The 24,263-nt window shown below is 38.6% G+C and carries 15 protein-coding genes and 1 pseudogene; 3 read left to right on the forward strand and 13 right to left on the reverse strand.

What is annotated here, in order from left to right; translation table 11 throughout:
- The first annotated feature begins 5 nt into the window (after positions 1-5).
- The 3 genes and pseudogenes from FY049_RS02605 to FY049_RS02615 all read left to right on the forward strand — a co-directional run.
- A complete protein-coding gene (locus FY049_RS02605) occupies positions 6-956 on the forward strand; it encodes an endonuclease/exonuclease/phosphatase family protein (RefSeq protein WP_446083126.1) in 951 nt (316 codons plus the stop codon).
- Between the two features lies 1 nt (position 957).
- Positions 958-1,440, forward strand: coding sequence for a hypothetical protein (locus tag FY049_RS02610; RefSeq protein WP_446083127.1), 483 nt, complete (start codon positions 958-960; stop codon positions 1,438-1,440).
- A gap of 94 nt (positions 1,441-1,534) precedes the next feature.
- A pseudogene (locus FY049_RS02615) lies at positions 1,535-1,994 on the forward strand (tyrosine-type recombinase/integrase); the annotation flags it as partial.
- A gap of 69 nt (positions 1,995-2,063) precedes the next feature.
- Here the strand turns inward: FY049_RS02615 and FY049_RS02620 are convergent.
- The 13 genes from FY049_RS02620 to FY049_RS02680 all read right to left on the reverse strand — a co-directional run bounded on the left by FY049_RS02620 (position 2,064) and on the right by FY049_RS02680 (position 24,124).
- Entirely contained in the window at positions 2,064-2,780 is a 717-nt protein-coding gene (locus FY049_RS02620) for a DNA/RNA non-specific endonuclease (RefSeq protein WP_446083128.1), read from the reverse strand.
- Positions 2,781-2,827: 47 nt separating this feature from the next.
- Entirely contained in the window at positions 2,828-3,088 is a 261-nt protein-coding gene (locus FY049_RS02625) for a hypothetical protein (protein WP_446083129.1), read from the reverse strand.
- A gap of 35 nt (positions 3,089-3,123) precedes the next feature.
- On the reverse strand, positions 3,124-3,576 hold the full coding sequence (locus FY049_RS02630; protein WP_446083130.1) for a hypothetical protein: 453 nt from the start codon (positions 3,574-3,576) through the stop codon (positions 3,124-3,126).
- 166 nt (positions 3,577-3,742) lie between these two features.
- Positions 3,743-4,105: a ribonuclease toxin immunity protein CdiI gene (gene cdiI, locus FY049_RS02635; RefSeq protein ID WP_262086528.1), complete on the reverse strand. Its 363-nt coding sequence runs from the start codon at positions 4,103-4,105 to the stop codon at positions 3,743-3,745.
- An 8-nt stretch (positions 4,106-4,113) separates the two neighbouring features.
- Positions 4,114-16,326 carry a two-partner secretion domain-containing protein gene (locus FY049_RS02640; RefSeq protein ID WP_446083131.1) on the reverse strand — a complete coding sequence of 4,071 codons (12,213 nt, stop codon included), beginning with the start codon at positions 16,324-16,326 and terminating at the stop codon, positions 4,114-4,116.
- 55 nt (positions 16,327-16,381) lie between these two features.
- Positions 16,382-16,906, reverse strand: coding sequence for a toxin-activating lysine-acyltransferase (locus FY049_RS02645; RefSeq protein WP_446083132.1), 525 nt, complete (start codon positions 16,904-16,906; stop codon positions 16,382-16,384).
- A 48-nt stretch (positions 16,907-16,954) separates the two neighbouring features.
- Positions 16,955-18,661, reverse strand: coding sequence for a ShlB/FhaC/HecB family hemolysin secretion/activation protein (locus tag FY049_RS02650; protein ID WP_446083158.1), 1,707 nt, complete (start codon positions 18,659-18,661; stop codon positions 16,955-16,957).
- 420 nt (positions 18,662-19,081) lie between these two features.
- Positions 19,082-20,011, reverse strand: a complete 930-nt coding sequence (locus FY049_RS02655) for a recombination directionality factor (protein WP_446083133.1) — start codon at positions 20,009-20,011, stop codon at positions 19,082-19,084.
- A 119-nt stretch (positions 20,012-20,130) separates the two neighbouring features.
- The gene (locus FY049_RS02660) at positions 20,131-21,189 is read right to left on the reverse strand and encodes a YqaJ viral recombinase family nuclease (protein ID WP_446083134.1); all 1,059 of its coding nucleotides are present in this window, start codon (positions 21,187-21,189) and stop codon (positions 20,131-20,133) included.
- Between the two features lie 355 nt (positions 21,190-21,544).
- Complete coding sequence (locus tag FY049_RS02665) at positions 21,545-22,576, reverse strand: DUF932 domain-containing protein (RefSeq protein WP_166783507.1); 1,032 nt, start codon at positions 22,574-22,576, stop codon at positions 21,545-21,547.
- 87 nt (positions 22,577-22,663) lie between these two features.
- The gene (locus FY049_RS02670; RefSeq protein ID WP_446083135.1) at positions 22,664-22,954 is read right to left on the reverse strand and encodes a hypothetical protein; all 291 of its coding nucleotides are present in this window, start codon (positions 22,952-22,954) and stop codon (positions 22,664-22,666) included.
- A 101-nt stretch (positions 22,955-23,055) separates the two neighbouring features.
- Complete coding sequence (locus FY049_RS02675; protein ID WP_446083136.1) at positions 23,056-23,388, reverse strand: hypothetical protein; 333 nt, start codon at positions 23,386-23,388, stop codon at positions 23,056-23,058.
- Positions 23,389-23,455: 67 nt separating this feature from the next.
- Positions 23,456-24,124, reverse strand: a complete 669-nt coding sequence (locus FY049_RS02680; protein ID WP_446083137.1) for a hypothetical protein — start codon at positions 24,122-24,124, stop codon at positions 23,456-23,458.
- Positions 24,125-24,263 lie beyond the last annotated feature (139 nt).

Raw genomic sequence — 24,263 nt, forward strand, 5'->3', positions numbered from 1 at the left:
CTGGTATGGATAGAAGAACATATGTATTAAATGCAGTAAAATTACTACGAGGGAAACTGTTTATAATGAAAGGTTATTTATCAGTCGTATGGTGGAATACTAGTCTTTCACCACCCAAAAGTTCAAAAAGAAATTTAGCTTCACAAGATAAAAAAGAATGCATTGCTGTTATCTTACAAAGATTAATGGATATGGATTACGACTTTATTTGCTTAGGTGAAGTCAGTATCGAAGACATTATTTACATCGCTAATTATCTGAATTTAAAAAAAACAGAATACAATTATGCTATAGGAGCTCAGAAACAAGATCGTTTATATTTCGACACAGCTATTTTGTATAAAAAGAATCATCAATTAATTAAGTACAATAATGATGATTGTCAATTTGCAACAATGGGCCTTGGTAGTCGTAATTTAAAAATCTTTGAAAGATATGAGTTTATTCATTCTGAATTTGGTAGTTTGCTTTCTTTTTATTTATCACATTGGCCGAGCCAATTACAAGATAACAGCTTAAATACTGCTACAATTTCTTCTAGGTTAAGATATGAAATTGAAAAAGATCTTGAGAATAATAAAGAAATTATCATGATGGGAGATTATAATGTCGAGCCTTTTAGTGATGAGATGGTTCACCATTTACAATCATCAAGAGATAGAGATATTGTCCTAAAAAAACCTAACATCTTTTATAATCCTTGTTGGAAATTTTTGCCATTAAATACTGAATCAAAAGTTAAAGGTACTTATAATTATCGTAATGGTAATTTTCACACTTGGTGTGTAATAGATCAGATATTAATCTCAAGTTCATTTCTGAAAAATCAGTGGGCATTTGATGATAATTTGACTTCGATACTTGATATAGAATCAATGTTAAGCTCAATTGATAGGGTATTTACAAATCCTTCTGATCATTGGCCGTTAAGCAGTTTAATACACAGGATAAGTTAGTATGTCTACTTCTTCAGAAAAAAGTTTGTTTGGATTAGCCTTACAAGCAGGTTTAAAAGCATCAGAAAGCAAAGCTAAAAATTTAGCTTCTATTCAGGATGTAATTCACAGATTAAAACTTGAAATCATGCAAGCCACTGACAATAAAATATCTATTGAGTATAAATCACCAACTAAAAAGAATCATCTTGCTGCATTTGTAATGGCTACACAAACAATTGGTATGTTAGAAATGAATGACTCACCTAAAAGTGAGAAGCCAAAAAACCAAGCGATTTATGCAACTAATTCTATGGGTGATGAGGAATTGCTTTCAATTGTAGAAATTGGAAGTGAGGGTTATCCTTGTACTATTTATTTAGATGGTAATAAATTAATAGCATTGGATAAAAATTCTTTTGAGAGTAATTTATCAGAATTGATATCATCTGCAGATATAGGTGATAAATTCCAACGACTTCTTAATGCAATGGATCAAGATTAATAATAAAGCTTCTAAAAGTAACTCATAGGTTTATGGTAATACAGTAAACTCATAAAAAATAAAAAAAGCTGAATAAAAGTGATTTATGAAAGAAGTCCGTAAAGAACGAATGAAAGCTGAAAAGGAGCATCGTGTTCCATTATCAGAACCTGCAATTGAATTATTGAAGTCTATTCAAGCTGATACACAATCACAAGGTTACATTTTCCCTGTACCTCGTGGTGGTGGGATGCTTTCAGATATGTCGCTAACAGCTTTGATTAAGCGTATGCATGAACAGAAGCTTAAAGAAAATAGCTTAGGCTATATTGACTCTAAACAAAATCGAGTAATTACAACACATGGTTTCCGCTCTACTTTTCGTGATTGGTCAGCAGACAAAACTGACTACCCACGTGAAGTTTGTGAGCATTTCCTTGCACATAAGCAACCAGACGAAGTTGAAGCTGCTTATTTACGTGGAGCCTATCTTGAAAAAAAAGGGTTTGATGTCTGACTGGGCTGATTTTTTATGCATAAAAAAATACTTCTGCCATTTAAAGCAGAAGCATTAATAGACTTATTTAGTTAATGAACATACCATTTAGAAATATAGAACTTACACAAAATAATTTACAGACACATTATTTATTTTGCTCTTTGAGCTTTATACGCTCCTCCCATAATTCCTTAGGAATTTGAGGATAATCTTTTTCCCACTCTTCTTCAGTTAGATCACTAATTCCTCTCATAAACAAACTCACCCAACTGTCTTCTTCAGGAATATATGCAAATGCAAAATCTATTTTACCTTCTTCCGTCAAAGAAATTTCAAAATGAGTCCATTTCTCTACAAACATATCCAGTGATCTCAATTCCTCCATTAAGCCTATGATTTGATCTCCAATTTCATCAGGAATTTTATCAAAATCAAATGATTTTTTTTTACCATCTTGAGTAAGCCATCTAAAACTGTATGAATTAGAATCGCTATAAATAGTACCTGTGCAAAAAATAACAATTGCTTCTTCAGCCTTGATTGACCATAGAAGCTCTCCTATTTTTTGATATAATTCTTGTTCATTCATTAAGTAGTTTCCTGTTGACGTATTTTTTAATTGTTGCGAAGGTTGTCTAACCCCATTGATGCTATGATTAATAATGAAACTATCTGGCCGTTTACTATTACCTGAGTACAGTGGTTGAATATTTACTTTGACTGATTGGTTGCGTTCCAAAGCTTTCTTCCAATCTGTTTCAAGCTTATACCAAGCACCACTAGAACCATTAAACGTCTTATCCATCGGAACGATATTAATCCCTTCACCCGGACCTTTAAACATTGAAGCAATAAAAAGCATGCCAAAATGACATGCTTCTAAATTAATAAAATATACGCTATATGAATTTATGATTTTTCATTATAAATAAACTTAGTATGAGCCTTACCATTCTCATCCAAAATTAAATTAAACTTTCTCCAATCACCACCTATATGTGATTGCATTTCATCATGAAGTTTCTTACTTAAATCTTCTAAAGTTGAAAAACCAAAGTCCTGTATACTAGCTAAATAACTCTGATTATCTTTGCAATAATCTAAGTGAAAATTTGCCCATCCCTCATCAGGATTGAACTTATATTCAAAAATGAATGAATCATAATTCACAATACTATTAATATCTATATATTTAACAATATCATTTAAAATTTCAATCTGTTTGTTCCTTTTATACCTCCACCAGCCTTATTCTCAAACATTACAGGATCTAGCTTTTTACCATCTATAGTAAACTTTACAAAGACTTTGTCTGGTCTTAATGATCTAGGATCATTTCTTGTAAACATAACCGTTGCTTTACCAATAGATTTACCATCTTTCTCGGCCTTTCTCACGATATTTTCAAAATATACCTTATAAGCTGAATTATTAAAATTTGAATTTTGCGGGAATAAATTATAAGCATCGCAAGTGTCACCATAAACACATGCTTGGACATGCCCATCTAGAGCACGTCCACTCTCCGTCAGTAAACGATTGTCTACATTCACTGAACCATTCAATAAACCTGTCACTTGGTCTCGGGTGATTTCTTGAGTATTGTTGATATCACGGTTACTAGTCGTTGTAGTGTTGGTCACACTACCTTGACCCATCGTCGCTTTGGTTAACAGCTCTTTTTCATTCCCTGTACTTTATAAGCCAACCGTTGAACTACCACTTGGATGAAGAGAACTCTCCTTGCTCTCTCCTTTGATCGATGCACCCACACTGTTCGATACATTGAAGCCACGGTTACTTTCAGAACTATGATCCCATAAATTAATAAGGTATTTTTTCTACTAACCTACTAATTTTAACAGCTTCGTTTGGATTCCTATTTTTATATAGTTCACAAGACAATTTGACAAAATAATAGCAAATATTTTCACTAACCGTGACAGTATTCTCTGATGTAGGAGGATATCCAATAGCAAATTGAACACCTTCAAAATGTTCATCCACTTCACTACTATTCATATTAGGAAAAAAGCAATATATACCATCTAGCATATAAGACTCTCGCTCAATAATATTTTCAATTGCATCTAAAAAATGACCTTCATTATACATTAAATCGAAGTAACTTTTGATAGTTCCTTCCGTACTAAAATGGTCATAGGGCAAATCAAATAAATGTTTCATTTTTTTTCCTATTTAGGATGAAAATTATTAACCCCTTTCGTTTTAGGATCTATATAGATCCTAAATGTCACTCCACCAGCAGTTGCATCATATGCCTGTAACCCTTTAGCAATTGCTTGTTTATACCCCTTAGCTGCAGCCTTTTGTCCCAATTCAAGCATTTTTTGATCTGTAAATATTTTAGGATCATAAACTGTTTTCTCAAATGGTTTAGAACCATTACCTTTATAATTTCCCGTAAAATTTCCTGCAGGATCTTTGGTCGGAATTTTATATTCGATATGGGTTATACCTTGTACATTTGTTGGTTTCGCACTTAAAATTTGCACTCCATTGTCTTTAGCTACTTTATAAAATGCATCAGCATTATGTCCCCCAGAAATAGCTGATTTTTGACTAAAGCCATCAACAGTTGCTAAATGCGTAGGCTGTATAATCTTAAAACTAATGCCTTCTGGGGTTTTTGCCAATATATAAGTATTCTTAAGATTTTTCACTGCATCTACTGTAATAGTTGCCCCCTTTTTAACAACTGTTACAGTACCTGCACTTAATGCTGCTGAGAGACCATTAAGTGCTGTTGTCATTTGGGCATTGCCTAGTCTTTCAAATTCTGCTGGTGTACTGCCTAATGCATTTACTACTGTAATCGTTTTTCCTGTATCCCATAACTCGCCTGGAATATTTTTTACGCCTTTCCAAATCGCTGACATAGTTCCCATTGGATCTGTCGTCAATGCTTCATATACTTCTTTCGGAACATTCGGTAAATTCTTAATATCATTTATAAATTTTGTTGTAGCTTTAGCCTCACCCAATCTAAATGCTTTATTTTGTTCCGCATCCATTTGTTTATAGGCTGTTACACACTCATCACTCCAACAACCTAGGTGCTTTATGTCCTGCCAGTATGATGTTTTTTCATCGATCTTATCTCCATGATCCGATATTGCATCCACAACAGTTGTATTATCTTTTGTCAATTCAGCTATATTTTGAGCTTGAGTAGAAGCATCTTTCCCATCACCCAGTTGACCTTTAAATTGATCAATCGTGTCTTGATTATTCTTAATACCAGAATTGAATGCCCAATCTACCGATTTTCCAACCAAATCTGCTGAAGTTTCATTTTTAATCCCTTGACCATGCGCTATTTCATGTCCTGTTGTATTTAAGATTGATGATCTATTCTCATTATTTACATCTAAAACAACTGTATCTGTTTGATGATCATAAGCTCCTTTGATATTTAAGAATGAGGTAATAGACGTTGTGAGTACATTCACATCTTGACCTAAAGCTTGTGCCAATAGCTGGATACTTCCTTTTGTTGCTAATAGCCCATCATAATCACCGTTTTTAAACTGCTCTAAAACAGTTGCTGCCTCTGGATGCTTTTGTACAAAATCAAAAGTTCTCGCAGGATTCATCACGGTATCATAAGCTTGTTTGAGATTTTGATCCCCACTTGCTAAAGAAGCAGTCGCAACACCTAAGCTTGTTACACCTGCTGCCGTCATTTTTCCTATGATTTCAGCATTCTGAGGTAAATCCTTCTGCTCTTGAATAATCTGAGCACGACCATTCTCTGTCAGTAAACGATTATCTACAGTCACTGAACCATTTAATAAACCTGTCACTTGGTCTCGGGTGATTTCTTGAGTATTGTTGATATCACGGTTACTGGTCGTTGTAGTGTTGGTCACACTACCTTGACCCATCGTCGCTTTAGTTAACTGCTCTTTTTCATTCCCTGTACTTTGTAAACCAAGCGTTGTACTACCACTTGGGTGGAATGAACTCTCCTTACTTTCACCTTTGATCGATGTACCCACACTGGTCGATACATTGAAGCCTCGATTACTTTCAGAACTATGATCTTGAATATCTTTAAGCTCTAGTGCCCCTGTATAATTCAGTTTGCCATGATCTGTTAAAGTTCTATCAGCATTCTTACTTGCATTGGCGATCACACCACCAATATTACTCACCTTTTGCACACCCATTGCATCTAGGTCTGCATCATTTTGAGCATTGCCGATAAGCAATTTGCTGGTTTCATTCACCCAAGCTTTATCGTTTTGACCTTTGGCTTGATTATAACTTGCCGTTACATTGCCACCACCTGAACCAATGCCTACCCCAACTGAACCACCTTTACTGCTACTGTTGCCTGATGCTGTATCTTGTATGCTTTCTACATGGATTTGATTGACTTTTATATCACCACGATCTGCAATACTGACCTCACCACCTTGAATATTTAACTTATTTAAAGATCCAGATACTGTGTTGAGATCAACCGTACTGTTTACATTCGTTAAACTTTCATTATTTGATTTCGATGTTTGTTTACCTACTGAGGCACTTCCACCACCACCATAGGTATAGCTCACACTTTGGTTATTGGTTTTACTGCTGGTCTCTTGTTGACCGTGTTCTTTTCCTGCACTGATATTAAAATCTTTCGTTCCATCGAATGTGGTCGTTCCAGTTGCGGTTAAGCGACTACCTTGAACATTCACATCCTGATTTTCAGATTTAAGCGTGAGGTTGTTTAGATCAAGATTGCTACCTTGCCATTTGCCTTGGGTGGTATTTGTGGTGGTGGTGGTTTCGATACGTTCACCGTTTGCACCAATGGTAAAGCCGTAAGTTGCTGAACTTGCAGCTGCGGTTGCTGCTGCCGAACCTACCGCAATCTGTGCATTGGCAAGATTGGCGGTTGCCATTGCAACATTGGCTTTGGTATCGTCCAGTGCTTCTTTGGTGATTTTACCTGATGCATAGTCACGCTGTGCCTGACTGTATTGATCTTTGGCTTGTTTGACGGACTCGGCTGCATCTTTGACCGCATCTAAAGCAAGTGCCGCATCCAAATAGGCATTTCGTACCCCGACTTCAGTACTGATCGTTTCTTTATGCGTCTTATCTTCAACCGTGGTTTTATTTTCATAACCACCGATATTTAAATCACCTCGACCATGATTAATAACAGTATCACCTGTCGCTTTGATATTTTGACCGAGTATGTCCACCCCTTCAGCACCTTGTATTTTAAGGTTTTCAGTCTGGATTGAACCTGCTTTATGGGTTATTTCAGTAGTTTTAGTACTTTGTGTGGTATCTTCTGACACAAAACCACCTAAACGCACGCTATCTTTATTGAGCTTAACGCCTAAGCCTTCAATGGTTTCCTTACTGTGTGAAGTGACTGAAATGTTTTGTTCTTCGGCAGCATTCAATGTCACCTTTTGACCTGAAAGAATCGTATTTTTTGCAGTAATGTCTGCACTAGTTAAAGTCGTATTTCCTGCTGAACCCACATAGGCATTTTCTGCAACCAAACTTGTACCCGTTTGCTTGATTTGCTCTTCACGTTTGCTGTTGGACTCACCAACTGTAAGTTTGGTATCCACTTTAACGCCAGGGAATAAAGATTGAACGCCAGCCAGACCAACTTCGGTGACTTTCATTAACTCTTTAACAACGCCACGATAACCTTTCTGTTGTTCATCCCACTGCTGATCTTGTGTTTCCAGCGTAGTCAGTTTTACATTTTCAGGCATCAATGAACCGTCAGCAGATTTCAATGTCCCATCGACTTGACGTTGCATCAAAGTATTGCCTACAAAGATACTTTGCCCAGCCGTGATATCGTTGGCTTGTAGCTCAATATTTTTAGCTGCATTGATATCAATATTTTTTCCAGCAACCAACTGGGTTTGGGCAACTTCTTGATCGATATAGCCCGATTGACGATTGTTATAAGTTGCAAAGTTTGTGCTTGAAGATGTCGTACTTTGACTGTTTTCATTTAATGCTGAATTTAGGCTTACATTTCCATTTTTGCCTTGAACCTGAATAGACTCCCCTGCATTGGCATTTAGATGGGTCGCTGAGATATCACCTTGCGATGTATTCATCACAATATTGCCACCAGCTTTTAAACCATTGGCAATCGATTGATCGGATTTCCAAACATCATTACGTTCAGTTTTACTTCCAAGCAAACCGCCCGACTGTGCGGACATGGCAATGTCTGTGCTATGCAAGTTTTTACCATTTTCAAGACTAATCCCTTGTTGAGCATTGAGTAAAATATCACCTTGCTGACTTGCGATATTGACTGCTTTACCTTGAATTTTATTTGCACTTAAATCAACAGTTCCTTGGCTTTGAATTGAACTACCTTGATCTACTTGAGTTGTTGAATAGTTATAGTTCTTTTCATTGGCATAACCTTTATTGCTGACGCCTGTTTGAATGCCACCAACATTCAAATTCCCTTGAGTCTGAATTCTAGTTGAACCATTGCTATTTTGAATCTCAGCTGCTTTTAAAGTCGTATCTCCACCCACTTTGATTGAAATCGAAGTTGTTAGATTTTTTCCATCAGCTTGCTTTAAAGGGGCATTGGTATAAATGCCTGCCAAACGATCTAGACCTGTATAGCTAAATACACTTTCACCAACAATATTTTGACTGCTTTGTGTAGAACTTTCTAAATTAAAGTTTCGACCTACATTTAAATCAACAGCTTGATCAGCTTGAATTTGACCACCAACAATATTTAAATCTTGACGCGTATTCAGCCCGACCTGATTCCCTTGAATCTTGCCGTTCAATAACTTTACGTTATCCGCACTGAGTACAACCGCTTGTCGTCCTGCAATCGTGCCTGAATTAAATACGTCACCTTGTACATCCAACTTAATTGAGTCAGCTGATATCAGTGTGCCATCACCTTTTAGATCACCTACTCTGGCTTGAACATAGACCTGTGGCACTAAAGCTTTAGTGGTTGTTCCATCTGCAAGTTTGATGGTTTTTTCTTCTAACCACACAATATCACTGGTGAGTTGCGCGATTTGTGCTTCTGTTAAAGCGATACCTGGTCTTAAATTATAGAGTTTGGCAAAGCTTAAACCATTATTCATCAGTGCCTTATATTGTTCTTCATCAGAGCCATAACCTTGAAGGAAACGATAGCCTGTGAGTTTTGCCACTTGATCTTGAACTAAGCGTTGTTCGTAATACCCATCACCAATACGCTTTTGCTGCAATGCAGGATCTAATCCTAATGCATCCAACATATAGTCAGAGGACAGCCACTTTTTATAATTCGCATATGCTGGATCTGTTTCAACCAGATAATTCGCTTGGCTATCTTTTGTGGTAATAAATAAGGCATTGCTGGATAAGGTCAAATAATCTTGTGAAACAGTTCGAACAGTAATCTCATCAGTCTGGGTTATTGCGGTTGAATCATTTGTCACGCCATCAATTTGATGATTCTTGATCTGATCCACATCCTGCTGTTGTGCATTCACTTGTGTAGATTGCTGTGAATCGACCTGCAATTGATCAGGGCTCAATGGTTTTTTTAAGTCTGATGCATTTTGGCTAATCCCTGTGCCTGCATCCACATTGAGTTTTTGATTTTGGGCTTGTTGTATATTTAGTTGTGCCTGCTTAACAGATTGAGCATCTTCAATTTTTTGCTGCACTTGCGCAGCTGTTAAACTTTCAACAGGGTTATTAGATTGGCTTGCTGTGTATTCTTTAACAATACCTAGAGTAATTGGCATCGTTTGAGTTATCGGTGCTGGCGCATAATTAACATCTCGCCCCCATTCATGTTTATGGCTGGTATGAGTTTTATTCCAACCGACAGAATGCGTGTTACTAAATCCACCTGATGCAACAGAATCTTGACTGTAGAGTTGAGTAGCTTCATTAATAATTTTATCAAGACCATTAGTAATGGCTAAACCCACCAGAACTTGACTATCTTTATTGCTAAATACTGCATTATTGTCAAATCCAAGATTGCCTCCTGCAATAATCTGCGCTGGGCTAGTAGACTGCACCTCATCTTCACTGTGGATATTGGTATAGATATATCGCGTCCAATCCTCACCTATTTCTTTGGTTGGAGCACCACCTTCAACCTCAGGTACAAATAAAACCGCATTGCCTAGTCCTCTACTGGAATTTCCAAGTCTAATAATACTCGAATCCCAACGTTGCCCATCACGTTCATATTCGGTTACTTTTTCTCGGCTTTTTTCAACCAATTTATTAATAACAAGGTTTTCATTGATATTTTGGATCGATTTGGCACCCAGGTACATATCACCAAGTGATTCAATCACCGCACTGCCATTATAAATTTGCGCTGCATTGCCTTGTGCTTTTAAATTATCATCTAGGCTGCCACCCACATTGAGTTGACCCGCACTAAAGATCCAAGCATTGTCACGTCCGTTCTCTTTTACAACACCTCCCGATTTATTGTTTAAGATTTGGATCCCTAAATCCATGTCACCTCGTGATGCAATCACCGCGCCAGTGCCAGTGCCAGTGCCAGTGCCAGTGCCAGTAGAGTTTGACTTGTTATCTAGCTTATTGGCCTGAATCGCAACATGCGTACCATAAATTCGCGCACCATCATTCCAAACACGATCAGCTTGAATATGGGTGAGCTCACCATTGATTAAACCTTGATTATGTACTGTGTCTTGTGCGATTAAATGCGTTTCATTAGATGAAATACTTGCACCCGTTAGGTATTGAATATTTTTTGCATTCAGTTCAACTTTTTGCCCAGCGCTCAGTTCAGACTGATTAATTAAATCCTGTTCGGTACTGAGTTTAAGTGTGCCATTGGCAGCAATTTGATCCGCTTGGGTATGGGTATAGCTTTGCTTTAAGTCGATATCGACATTACCCTCACTAATGATCTTGCCTTTGTTGACCAATTCATTGGCTTTTAGATTGAGCTGATTTTTTGCCAGTAACTCGCCATCTGTATTGTTTAAATTTAGCGTTTTATCAGCCGTACCGATATTTAAACTATTCAAGCTACTGATTGAACCCAATTGATTGCTCAATTGGTTGTTGACATTCAATGTTGCATTTTCACTGGCACGGATTACACCTGATTGGTTATCAAGTGCTTGTGCATTGATTTCAATACTTTTAGCATCAATGCCACCCAATACAGTGCTATCTTTGGTCTGTGCATTAATCACTTTACTGGCATTCGCCGTCAACTTTTCTCCAGCAACAATATGGCTTCCTACACCACTGTTATTCACTGTATCTGAGTTTAAGCTGACATTTTGCTGTGCTTGAATTTTTCCAGCCACGTTATCGATACGACCGCCAGCAGTCTGTTGTTGCAAGGTCAGGTCTGCTTGGCTATTGATTTGACCGTTGTTGTTATTGATATTCTGTGCAGTAATATTGGCTGAACCAATCGCTGCAATATAACCACTGCTATTTTCAAGCTGAGAAACATTGGCAATATCTAAGCTACCTTGACTAAGTATTCCCGCATCACTCCCTGAATTATTATTGAGCAACGCTTGGTTTTGTGTATCAATTTTTACAGACTGTTCAGCCTGAATCAAACCTGTTTGGTTATCCAGTTTGCCTGTTTTTAAATCTATAGTTTTGGCAATGATTTTAGCATTTTGATTACTGAGCTGCTGTGTTTGAGTATCAATATTGAGTTGATTCTGTGCAGCAATCTGTCCAGCTGTATTATCTAAACCAACACTATTTAAGCTTGCATTTTGTCCAGCATAAATATCGCCTTTTTGGTTAATCAATTGTCCTTGTGCATTTACACTAAGATCAGCATTTTCTGAGCGTATTGTGCCTGATGTATTATTCAAGCCAGCACTTTGAATGTTTAAGTTTTGCGCTGCAGCCAAAATACCTTGTTGGTTCTGTATATCACCCTGCACAATCAGGTTGGATTGGCCTGCTGTATAAATTTGACCATTTTGATTATTCAGTTGAGTGGCATTTAAATCCAACTGGTTTTTGCTATAGATGGTACCCTGTTGGTTATTCAACACAACTGTATTAATTTTGGCTTGGCTACCCGCGTAAATTTCACCAGTCTGATTATCAATGTTTTGCTGAACATTCAAATCCAGTTGATTCTGTTCTGAACGGATTTTGCCTGCCGTATTGTGAATGCTATTGGCTTGGATCTGTAGCTGTTGATTGGCCGCAATTGTGCCAGATTGATTATTAAGTTGATCCGCAACTGCAAGATGCAACTGGTCTTTGGCAAAGACGGTACCATCAGTATTGTCAACCTGTTGAGCAGTGGCATTCAGTGATGCACCCGCAATCACTTTACCCTGTTGATTGCTTAACTTGTTTGCAGTGAGCTCAATATTTTTCGCAGCGGATATTTCTCCTGCCAAATTGCTCAATTCATTTTGTACATTGAGCTTTAATTGATCTTGTTGCGAACGAATTTGTCCAGCTTCATTGATGACTGAGCCTGCCTTTATATCCGTCAATTGTTCAGCTGCAACAACACCTTGAGTATTGTTTAATTCACCTGTTGCAGAAAGCTGTAATTGTTCCGCGGCATAAACCACACCTTCAGTATTGTCTAAGTTGTTCAACTGAATATTGGCATTTGCACCTGACTGGATTTTACCTTTTTGCGATGTCACGTTTTGCGCGGTCAGATTCAGATTTTTTGCTGCTGAAATTAAACCACTATTATTCTGAATATTTTGAACGATGCTTAGATTCAAATCGGCATTTTCTGAACGGATTTGTCCTGCATCACTCAATAAATTCTGTGTATTTAGATTTAGATCTTGATCCGCTGCAAGAGTACCTGCACTGTTGTCAGTTGTACCTAAAACATTGAGATCCAGTTGTTTCTTAGAATAAATTGTGCCTGATTGGTTATTCAGCTGTGCAACATCAAGCTTTGTATCCATACCAGCAAGTAATTGCCCGCCTTGGTTTTCAACTTTGTCAGCAGTGATCTTGAGCGCATTTGCACTTTGAATACTTCCAGCTTGGTTGTTTAAAGTCTGAGTAATGCTCAGACTGACATCACCAGCTTCAGTCTGTATCTGACCCTTGTGGTTGTTCAGATTTTGCGCATCTATGGCAAGTGCTTGTTTTGCAGCAATTAAACCCTGCTGATTAGTCACATTCTGTGTTGCATGTAGCCCCAATTTTCCTGCCGCATAGACAGTACCTGCATCATTGTTCAGCTCACTGACTTGTAAATTGGCATCTCGTCCAGCAATGATTTTGCCAGACTGGTTGTCGAGTTTTTGGCTCGTGACATTAAGGTCTTTTTCTGCAAGGGTTTGAATTACACCGCTTTGATTATTTAAATCCGTTGTTTTAAAGTTTGCATGACCAGCAGCACTGATCACACCTGAAGTATTATTCAATGTTTGTGCAACATTCACCTTCAACTGTCCATTGGCATCACTTTGAATCAATTGCCCTTGTTGATGGCTCAGTTCAGTTGCATTCAGATCAATATTTTGTGCAGATGTAAGCGCTTGGTCTAAATTGGCAATGCCTAGATCGAGTTGTAGATGGCTGTTACTTTGAATTTTACCTTGTTGCCCTTGCACATTTTGTGCTGTGATTTTTAGCTGTTGATCACCTGCATGTAAAATTTCACCTGCAACCGAGTTCAATGCATTGGTCTTTATTTCTGTACGTGTAGCATTACTGATGATCTGTCCAGCATTGTTATCAATCTGATTTGCCACATTCAGAATAAAGTCATTTTTACCTGTGTGTTGAATTAAACCTTGGTTGTTATTGAGTTGTACTGTATTGAGATTGACCTGTTTCGCACTGTATTGCCCTTTTTCATTCTGAATACTTTGTGTAGCGGTTAAATCCAGTTGTTCATCTGCAATAATTTTTGCATTGCTGCTATTCAGTTGGGTCGTTGCAATGTTGATGTTTTTGGCTTGGCTTTCACTTTGACTTAAGTCTGCTGTTTGAGCGGCTTTAATTTGAATTTGATTGCCTGATAAAATCTTTCCTGCAATCTGTGCATTTTGTGCATCAATATTTAGTGTGGCATCGGTATTGCTCAGTTTTCCGTCTTTGTCTAATCCAGCTGCCCATACTGCATTTTTATCACTGGTGATGGTATTTGCTTGAACATTGATTTTGTTCTGTGCCGCCAATTGACCATGCTGTTGTAACTGATTCACAGTTATATCAGCCGTATTGCCTGCGTAGATTTGCCCAGTACTTTGTAATTGCTGGGCATTCAATTTAAGATTGTGCCCAGCAATCAGATTCCCTGCTGAATCTTGAGTCGTACCATTATCAATTTGATCAACATTGATGGTTAAATCCGCTGTTTTGGATTGAATCGTACCCTGTTGATTGTTTAAGCTCTGACCCGTCAGCTGTACATTCTGTGCCGAAATCTCCCCTTTAGTATTGTCTAAAGTTTGAATAGACAGCTTGGCATCCGCATTGACTGAACCAATAACCCCTTGGGTATTATTCGTATTCGCAGAATTTAGAGTTAATGCATCCGCAGCAAGTATTTGACCTTGGCGATTATCAATCTCAGCTGAATTTAAATTGAGTGCTTTGGCACTTTGTAAACGGCCTTGATTGTTATTGAGTTGCTGTGCAGTTAAATCAAAGCTTTGATTGGCACTAATGATACCTTTTTGATTATCCACCTGCTGCGCATTGATATTCACCACATTCGCAGTGAATTTACCTTGCTGGTTTTCAAAGTTTTGTCCATTAAATTGCAATTCAGGAAGTTGAATTTCACCACCATTGTTTTTGATGCTGTCTTGTACGTTTAGACTGATATCCGCATTGTTGACAATTGCACCTTCAACATTGGCAATATCTTGAGCAATCTGAATATTCCCAGCTTCGAAAGTCTTGGGTGTCAGTTCTGTTGGTGCGACTTCAACTGTACTTGAGTCTTGAGCTGAAGACTGTTGCTCTGGATCAGTCACACTTGGCGATGTGGTTCCACCCGGTGTTTGCCCTGTCCCACTAGGATCGATGGTTGCCTGACCAATCAAGCCCTGCGTATTGTCTAAAGTTTTTGCACTAATGTTGAGTTGTTGCTGACCTGTTTGTTCGATTTTACCTTTATTATTACTTAAGTTTTGCGCAGTAAAATCAATTCGTCCTGCGTTGATCACGCCCTCATTATTATCAATCTTGCCTTGAGCATTAAGCTTAATTTCATCACGAGTCGCAATCAGCCCAGTGTTTTGAATATTGTCGGCTTGAATCTGTATTTGTTGTTGTGTACTACTGATATTACCGCTGTTTTTTACATTGCTTGCCTGAATTAGAATTTGATCTTTATTGGCAATCATATTGCCTGTATTGGTTAAGTCACCATTGGCATTTAAATGCATTTGACCGCTCAAAGCATTGAGTGACCCTGCGTTACGCACCCCTAAACCTTTTTCAGTACCAACCAAATAGATTTTTCCAGCATACATCCCGCCCAATTTTCCAACATCAAGGGCAAAGCTCGGTGTAGGTGAGGATGGGGTACTTGTTGCTGCAGTAATCTTTGCTGAGTTTGGATCTTGAACATTGATGTCATTTTGACCCAACACGGTTTTTAGCTCATTGGCATATAGACCCGCATTGACGTTTAAAGCACGTGCATAGATATCAGTATAAGGGGTTAAGCTTCCATTTAAGCCTTTCCCTTCAATCGTGACTTGCCCTTCACGTACTCGGAATGAATCAAGATAACCTTGATGCATTACTGCTTGACCTGTGGTTAAGGTAAAACGATCTGCGTTAATCACCCCACATCCATCACAGACCAAACCAGATGGATTGGCAATCACCACTTGCGCTTGTTTACCCGCAACCTCCAAATAGCCCTTTAATTGACTCGGATTACTGCTGTTCACTTCATTCAGGATTACCTTGGCTTCACCTTTGGCGAGCCATGGATTACCTTGTACCCAGCCACCCAATTGGGTTTGGGTATTATTTCGTGCATTATTTAGAATCGCACCTTCCTGCCCCACATCAAACTGGGTATAGGTATTACGTGATACACCACCGGCACTTGGGGTTTGAATATTGACTTGGGTCAAGCCATTACTGGTATTGAGAATGGTAGCTTGTTGCGAATTTGGTGCCGATTTATCAGCCACAATATGACTTTCAGCGATGGTTGCCATAGGCAAGGTGTAAATTGCAGCACCTAACAAACTCACCACAGCAAAATTAACAGGATTGAGTTTTTTATAGGTGATTGAAGATGAACTCGTGACATCCTCTATTTCAATTTCACTAACCGCATATGATTGCCCTGCCGTTTTTGTACGGCTTTTTACAATCTCAGCAACCGCAATAAACATGCCACGTGCTTGACTAAAAATAACGCGATAACGGTTCTTATTCATAATGTTTTACCTTAATTTTTTAATATTTTTTCAATATTGAATTTTTTGAAATCCATCAATGATCAGTGGCAAGAATCGGATGTTGTTTAATCCAATCCTGAGTTTCTAACTTAGAAACCGATTTGCCATGGAATGTCATGACTTTAAGCCCACGAATAGCACCCTTATGATAAAGTGCTCTAAAACATTGCTCAGGGAATAAGTGCTTTTCAATGAGGTGCTTAATCAAAGCACTTTGGCCCAAAGGCGCAAACCAATTGATCAACCACATGCGATCACCACAATTCCAATTTTGTTGGCTATAGATCCATGGTTCTGAATGTACATATTCAGCCTCAGATTGTTGATCTAAATTCGCCCATGAAATATAGCCCAATGGTTGAGAACCCTGACTAAACAGTGCAAATTGACGACTTTTAATCACAGGTAAAACACGTCTTGCCATATCCGATACTGTTGAGTGCTTACAATTTTCAGATAAAAGCCACAACCATGTCATTGCGCCGAGAACCTCGGCTTCATTCCATTGTTCTTTGGGAAATAACGTGGGTGAAATGACATCTATATCTTCAAATTTCATGGTTTCAACCTATTCTTTTTAAATCTCTATTTGGCTTAATGATTAAACTTAATACATCCAGTTCAGGCTAAATCCTGTTGTCACATTGTCTGTTCTATAATGTTCTGGTTTTTTTAACGGCGTCCCAACAAAAACGTCATAATTGACCGATTTTAAGACTTGCCCACGTAATCCAAAGACAGCGCCCATTAAACTTGTTCCCAGCAATGGATTCGGTTCATGTGCGGTTTTACCCCCCACTTCACCATAGTCAACTCCTGTGTACCATTGCATCGGAAGCTTAAACATCGAGCCACTGATTTCATTACGCACTAAAAATCCATTATCTGCCAACAACGTCTGTTCACCATCAAACCCTCTTACGGTATAGCGATTCCCAATCGAGAATCGATCTTGTGGGGTCAGTGGTTTTTTACTGTACTGTGTTCGCCATTCAGCGAGGTACTGTAGTGATTGATTACCGACTTTAAATGGCACTTGCAGACTGGCATTGGCTTGTAAAATACCAACATGAGTATACGCTTCACCAAATTCTTCTTCAGGTGCATGCATTGCATTAAATGCACCTGTACCGCGTTTATAGGTTAAATTGCCTGTTAAAGTCGCATTGGCTAGATATTCTGTATGATCCAAACTGGCTTTCCAGCCACCGGTTTTTCGACGTTGTACTTCAATTTCTACATCATTGATGAAGTTTTGCGACTCTCGATACCATCCTCCCACACTGGCGGTGGTTTTTCGTTTGGCATCACGGTAAAGTACCCGAGATAAATCTGCCCCAATCAGTTTGCTTTTGCCGCTATAGTTATAGCTTTGGCTATCACCCGCAACAGTTTGATTATAGTCAGATTTGCTATAGCTTGTATTAAATAGCCAGTAACCAAATGGAATCGAGTAACTCAGGTAATATCCATCTGTTCCTCGTTCGCCACTGTCACCACCACCTAAGTCGTGATTATAACTTCCGTAGAATAAGTCATTGGCAGTGAGTAAGTTGTCGAGGGAGAGTGTTGCTGTTCCTTGGTATTTTCCAGTGGACTTTGAGCCTGCATCATCCACGCCTAAATGAATGCGATAAGGTTTGGATTGTTGCCATGCCAACTCTAAATCACTATAACCAGGTTCGCTGTGCTGTTCTGAGGGTTTAATTTTAAAATCGGCTTCTACTGTCGGCACTCGTTTGAAGTTTTCTAAGCCTTGTTCGATATCTCGGATATTTAAAATGTCACCTGATTTGATAGGCAGTGCATTGAATTTATGTGCGCGTTTTGAGGTGCCTTGGGCAAATTGAATTTGATCTACTTTTCCTGCAATAACTTGTAATCTAACCTCACCAGACGCAATATTTTGTTGTGGCAAGAGCATTCGTGTGGTGACATAACCATGACTGATGATCGAATTTTGGATTAAATCTAAGGCTTGGTTTAAGCCTTGTACACCAATACAACGCCCAATAATATTGTTTTCACCTTGAGTAACGGAGCGCATTGCAAAGGTAAATTCACGTGCGTCATCACCACTTAAAATGAATTTTTTGATTGGAAAGCAAACGTCTTCACTATGTGACTTTAAATATTGTAGTTGTGCTTGGGTTTGAAGTTGTTTTTCTAGTCCCGTTTGCACTACAGCTTCGGGCTGTAATTGCTTTTGTAATGCTTCGTCACGTTGTTGTTGGCGTTGAATGGCATCTATTTCTAACTCTGGGCGTAATTGTGGATCTGCTGCGTAAACTGAAGAGCCTAATAAACTTAACATAATGAATATTTGAGTATTTTTCATTTTTTTAAAATTCATATTGAACACAGTGTAAGATAGTTTTATTGAATTATTACCAATTGATATAATTGTGTAAACAAAAAAATAATACTTAACAGATTAATTCAAATATGTGATTAATTTATCTATAGTTTATTTTTTTATTAAAAAAAACACATTAAAAACATACTACACCCAGTTTTTGCTAGTACTCTTAAAAGAAGAATGTTTATGCAACAAAACCAAAGGGAATAAAAAGATGCTCATGCTTTGGGGAAAACATGAGCACATAAAACTTTAATTACTTAACACTAATTTAATATTAAGCATTCTTAATCACAATTTCAATGTTTATTTGTAGATAAACAAAAAAAGATAACAATGAATAACTGTAGGAGAATTTTTAAATTCTCCTACAGTTTAGTTTACTGACCTTACCGATTGCTGTAGCACCTGCTGAATATCTTGAACAGAACACTCGCCCAGCTTCAGTTTAGACTTTATCTTAACTTTTGAGTCTGTAGACTGATGTCCAGATTCAACGTGCTCATCCGCATAAAACTCTTCCACTAAATCCAGTCCCTCCTCAGAATTCACCTCAAATCGTGCATTGTCATAACCGTGACGTGCCATTTGATCTAAGGCAGTTTGATTAAATCCAGTTGCTTTACTCTGCTGATCAATTTCCTTAGCTATTTGAATGGCTTGTTGTAAATTGACACCATCTCTTAAAGTTAAATCCACGTAGTACACAGGTGTTCGATAACTTTGAGTTGTGCTCTTACCTCTCAGTGTCAATTGCAAAGGCAAACATGAAAGTAAACCATTGGATGCCGCATGGTAATAAGACAAGCGTGCTGCCAAAGTACGAATGCTGTTAAAACCAGTCGTTCTAAAAATGAATGTACCCAACTCATCACTTTCATCTAAATTGACATGTAAGCGTCCAAAAGGCTTACAGTTGCCTCCTTGTGCCAAAGGACATAAGTCAGGTGATGGGCATGGATGTTGTTCAATGCCTATGTTGCTCTGCCTTTGGCAAGTTTCACCATTCCCCACACAAACAGGCCGACCTGTTTGACGGTCAAATAAGCTGTACTTTGCTCTTAGATTGAGTTCAGGATCATTAAAAATCATGCGTACTGGAATGATTCTAAGTTTCTGATTCGGTGCTTTGGTACGAAGTTGCTCATCAAGTGGATGTTTAATCCAGCCATCTTTGCCTTGGATTTGACTGGTAATGGTAAATTGATCATCCTTTTCAGGCAGTCGTTTGCCATTCTTTTCGATGACCTTTCCAATACTGATACGCCCTAAAATTGGTGGTGTAATTGCTAGACCTTTAATCATGGTGGTTTCCTCTTTTGTTTAAATGAGTTTCTGTATTCGGTTAAAATGAAATTGGCATAAAAAATCCCATACGCTCAGGCATGGGATTTTGTTTGTAGTGGTTGAATATTTTGCTTAGGCTAATCGGTATAAATATTGAAACGCCGTGAACCCTGTTTGATTTGTGGAAATTGACTTAGATACTCAGGATGTGATTTGAGTAAAGCCTTACTGTCTAAGCTGATTGAGTCTTTAGACTTTTTCCACGTCACTGAACCATTGCTGAATGTTGCCCGTTCAGCCTGTTGCATCTTGGCTTGCAGTTGATGCTTGAGTAGATCGAATTGCTCCTGATGTTTTTCGATTTGATGTCGTGCGTTAATCAAATGTTCAAATTGTTGATTGGCTTGCGTATCTTCGGATAAGTCTGTAGTGCTGAGTGGTACGTGTTCGGGATAAAGTAGCTGTAAGGCTTTGGCTGCTGATTCACTCTCATCTGCATCTGGTGGGGTGTCTTTTTCCACACATTCCCAAAAGTGTCGTTCTGCATTGATGATGTGTTGGATCACTGATTCTGAACGTGTCACTTTAAAGATTCGAGTTTCATGCCCACAGATCAGTACACAAATATGTGCTGCTTGTTTACCTGTCACAGCCAATTGATGTTGCACTTGGCACAACACGTATAAAGGTACGCCATCTCGCCATAGTTTTGCGCCATGTTCCCCTGCGGTTTTACATTCCAATATCTGTACATCTGCATCACCCACCACCGAGTAATCCAAGTTTGCCAACATGAAATGTTTATCGGGTTCAGGGTGTTGTAATACAGCATTGACTCGACGTACTTTATAATTGGTATGCATACTGTAATATTCAGCCACCAAAGGCTCTAGGCGTTTGCCCCAATATAGCGGTGCGTGTCCTTCACTTTCATCTTCAATGTTTTGTTGAATACGTCCAGTTTTAATCATCCATAGTTCGAGCATCGACATATAGGGATTCAACCCACACGCTGCGGCACAGTCACTACTGCCAATGCCTTGTTTACGCACATTGAGCCATTCGGCTTGTGACATGGTTTTGGTTTCAGCTAAGCGTTTGGGTTGCTTTTTTCGTCTTGAAGCTAATGAATAAGCTTTTGATCCTATTACAGGACCTATGATGGGTTGGGGTAAATTTGCGCTATGTTGTCTCATGATGTATTCCTCTAACTTCTAATTTGAAAGACATAAAAAAATCCCATACTTTTTTGGCATGGGATTAGAATTGAAATCAGTATGTTTAAATGGTATTTAGTCGATGCGATAACTCAGCTTAATTTCGTCAAACCTTGCAAGACGGATAAAGTCAGTATGGTAGATGTGTCGATATCCATCTAAGGCCAGATATTGAGGGTGTGGTATTTCATCCACTGTCCTCACCTGCACACCCTGAATGGGGTAAAGTAAAACCACGAAATCCCCAATCTTAAATTTGTACTCAAGGCTGTCATCTGTCATCAAATTCTCTGCGTGATGGCAATATTGTCTAAATAAAATCTCGATACCTGTTTTAAGCAATCATCCTTAAGGCTTGTTCTAGTCCACGTTGTTTTAAGCCTGCCCCTGCACCAAACCATGCAGAATCAAGTCGATGATCTTGACTCATGGCTCGACGTTCATGGTCAGCAAATTCCGTGATACTGCATAATAGACCGTAGGCAGTATCTTTGGCTGAGGATAATTCTGCCCCTCGTCCATGCCCATTAAACATGGTCATGACTTTTGACATTGCCCGTCCATTCGGTTCGGTTTTATTGGCATCTGCGCTATTGGCAACTTGCCTGTAATATTGAATAAAACGCTCATCTTGTTCAGCGATACTCAGACTAGTGTTATTAAACACGGCATCAAAATAAGCAGCCGCTTCTTGCTGTGTGACTTTACGTTGACTCAGCTGTTTCATTTGATACATGTGTTCATCCCATGCTCTTACAGAAATTCCCAACTGTTGTTTGATCTTGTCTGCATCAAACTTGGTACTGTGAGGGACTTTGACCACACCTCGATTAGCATCTTGACCTTTTAGTGCTATGGCTAAGGTGTTATTACACACCACACGAATTGAAGTAAATTGTGCTGTCGTGGCGAGCGTACCATCACAAGCCGTAGCTAACAGAATATAGCCATTGCTAACATCTTTACCTTTGAGTGCAGTACTTTGACCTGTTCTCGCCAATGCCCAGAATTTCTTACCACCTTTGAGTACCCCCGCAGTTTCTAGTTCGAAGCCGGATTGTTCAGTCAAATCACGATAAAACTCTAGAATTTGTTTAGGCTGGACTTCTTGATAACGTTGACTGACCACAGATAAAGGTGCATGGGTATCTGATCGATATAGAACCCGTTGCTCATCATGAGGCAAAATGAGATTCTGCCCTTTGTGATTTTCTGCCATATAACTGACATTGGAACTTTCAATCTGCCAGTCCATGCCAGCTTGTTTTGCCCAGACTTCAATCGGTTGATTTGGGCTAAGTTGATTACCTAAACCATGCCAAGGGGTTTGACCCACATAGGCCATTTGTTCAAGTTGATGTGCCATAAGGCCTTTCCTTCTTTTTAAGTGAATAATGAATTGAATCAATTCAATCTGAATATTTCAGAGTGAGATTTTTGTTGACTGTTAGATTCATTCAGTGTGTTGAATTTCGAAGTGTTCCTGACATTGCTCACACTGGTAATGTAGGGTGATCAAATTGTCTTGCTGTTGGATGAAAAGTAAAAACATCCCTCCAGCGGCTAAACCAATAAAACCACCAACAAAGGGATTAATCCCCAGCCGTTTAGAGATTTGCATACCTACCATTGCCAGTGACATTGGCGAACAGGATGAAAACGTTAAATGAGTTTTAGGTTGTGCTTGTTGACTTCGCCGTAGTAATTGCACATGGGGTGAATGGCAATAAGGGCATTGCTGCATCGTGTTTTTCCTTGATTTATGAATAAATAGACATAAAAAAACCACGAGCATCAGCTCGTGGTTTTTAGGGTTGATTTGATTTAGATTTAAACGTGTATAGCTTATCGATTGACTTTAGGTATGGCCAAACTTGATGGACTTTTACATGGTCGGATACTCTGGATATATTGCCCATCACCAGTATCTTTAAAGAATCCATGTTGAGATTGAACTTCTAAACATTGCCCTTTTTTATAAGATTTGATTTGTTTGACAACTGTTGCAGAAAGTGCATAACGATTAAGGATCACCTCACCTTTGTTGGTTGGAAAAATGACCGCTTCTTCACCAAATCCTAGATCTTTTTTTAAAGTGATTTGCTCTGTCTTTGCCATAACAGCAGTTGTCATCAATAAGCTGAATAAAGCACAGCTGATTATTTTCAGATTTTTCATGGTGATATTCCTATTTATAATGGGTGTAGAAATGATTGAAAATTTAATTTCTAAAAAAGTTAATTGTTTAAAAACAAGGTTTGTAGCCTTCACTTAACACTTGATTATTGCTTTGGTTCCAACGCACCACATACCATGTACATTGATAACGATCTGAGTCCCATGCAGCACGATAAGTAATGCTGTTGCCCTGCTGACTCCAACCTTCAACACGCTTAGCGACCTGATCTGGGCTAGATCGCCCCCAAACCTCCATGAGATGTGACGCTAACATTTGATCAATACTTGAAACGGTTGCCTTAAGATCAGCTGGTGCAGTTTTGATTGGCTTTAGCCCATACTTTGCAGCATTTGAACTTAATGTTTTTCCCTCATGATATTCAGAATCGACTTGCATAGTTAAATGCTCAGTCGCTGAGTTTTGTGAGGCTTTAGCTGCTTCCACTGTTGCGACCGCACCAGCAACGTCATCTTCACTAGGGCCTAAATGCTCAGTTTGTGTTGTTGCATCCTCAGTTAAACCTTGATCGGCTGATTCAGTTGAAGCTTGGACTACATCAGCAGTTTGAGTTTTTTGGGCTTTGGTCTGTTCTATAGCCAGTTGCGCTAACTGTAGCTCTGCTTTACGTTGTAGATGTTGGTTCAATAGATAAGCACCGATGATTACTAAAACTAAAACTACGCCGATGATTTTCCAGTAAGGTTTTGGTGCAGGGATTTGAGTTGTATTTGTCATTGTTATGCTTCTTGATGAGTTTTAAGAAAATAGCCATTCTAAAAAGGTAAAAGGCCAGACGAACGCTCTGCCCAAAAGGTAGGCTTTGGAATAACCTGCTGGAAAGCTCCAGATCAATTTGAACCAGTAGCCCAATATA

The organism is Acinetobacter sp. 1125_18A (assembly GCF_052824985.1).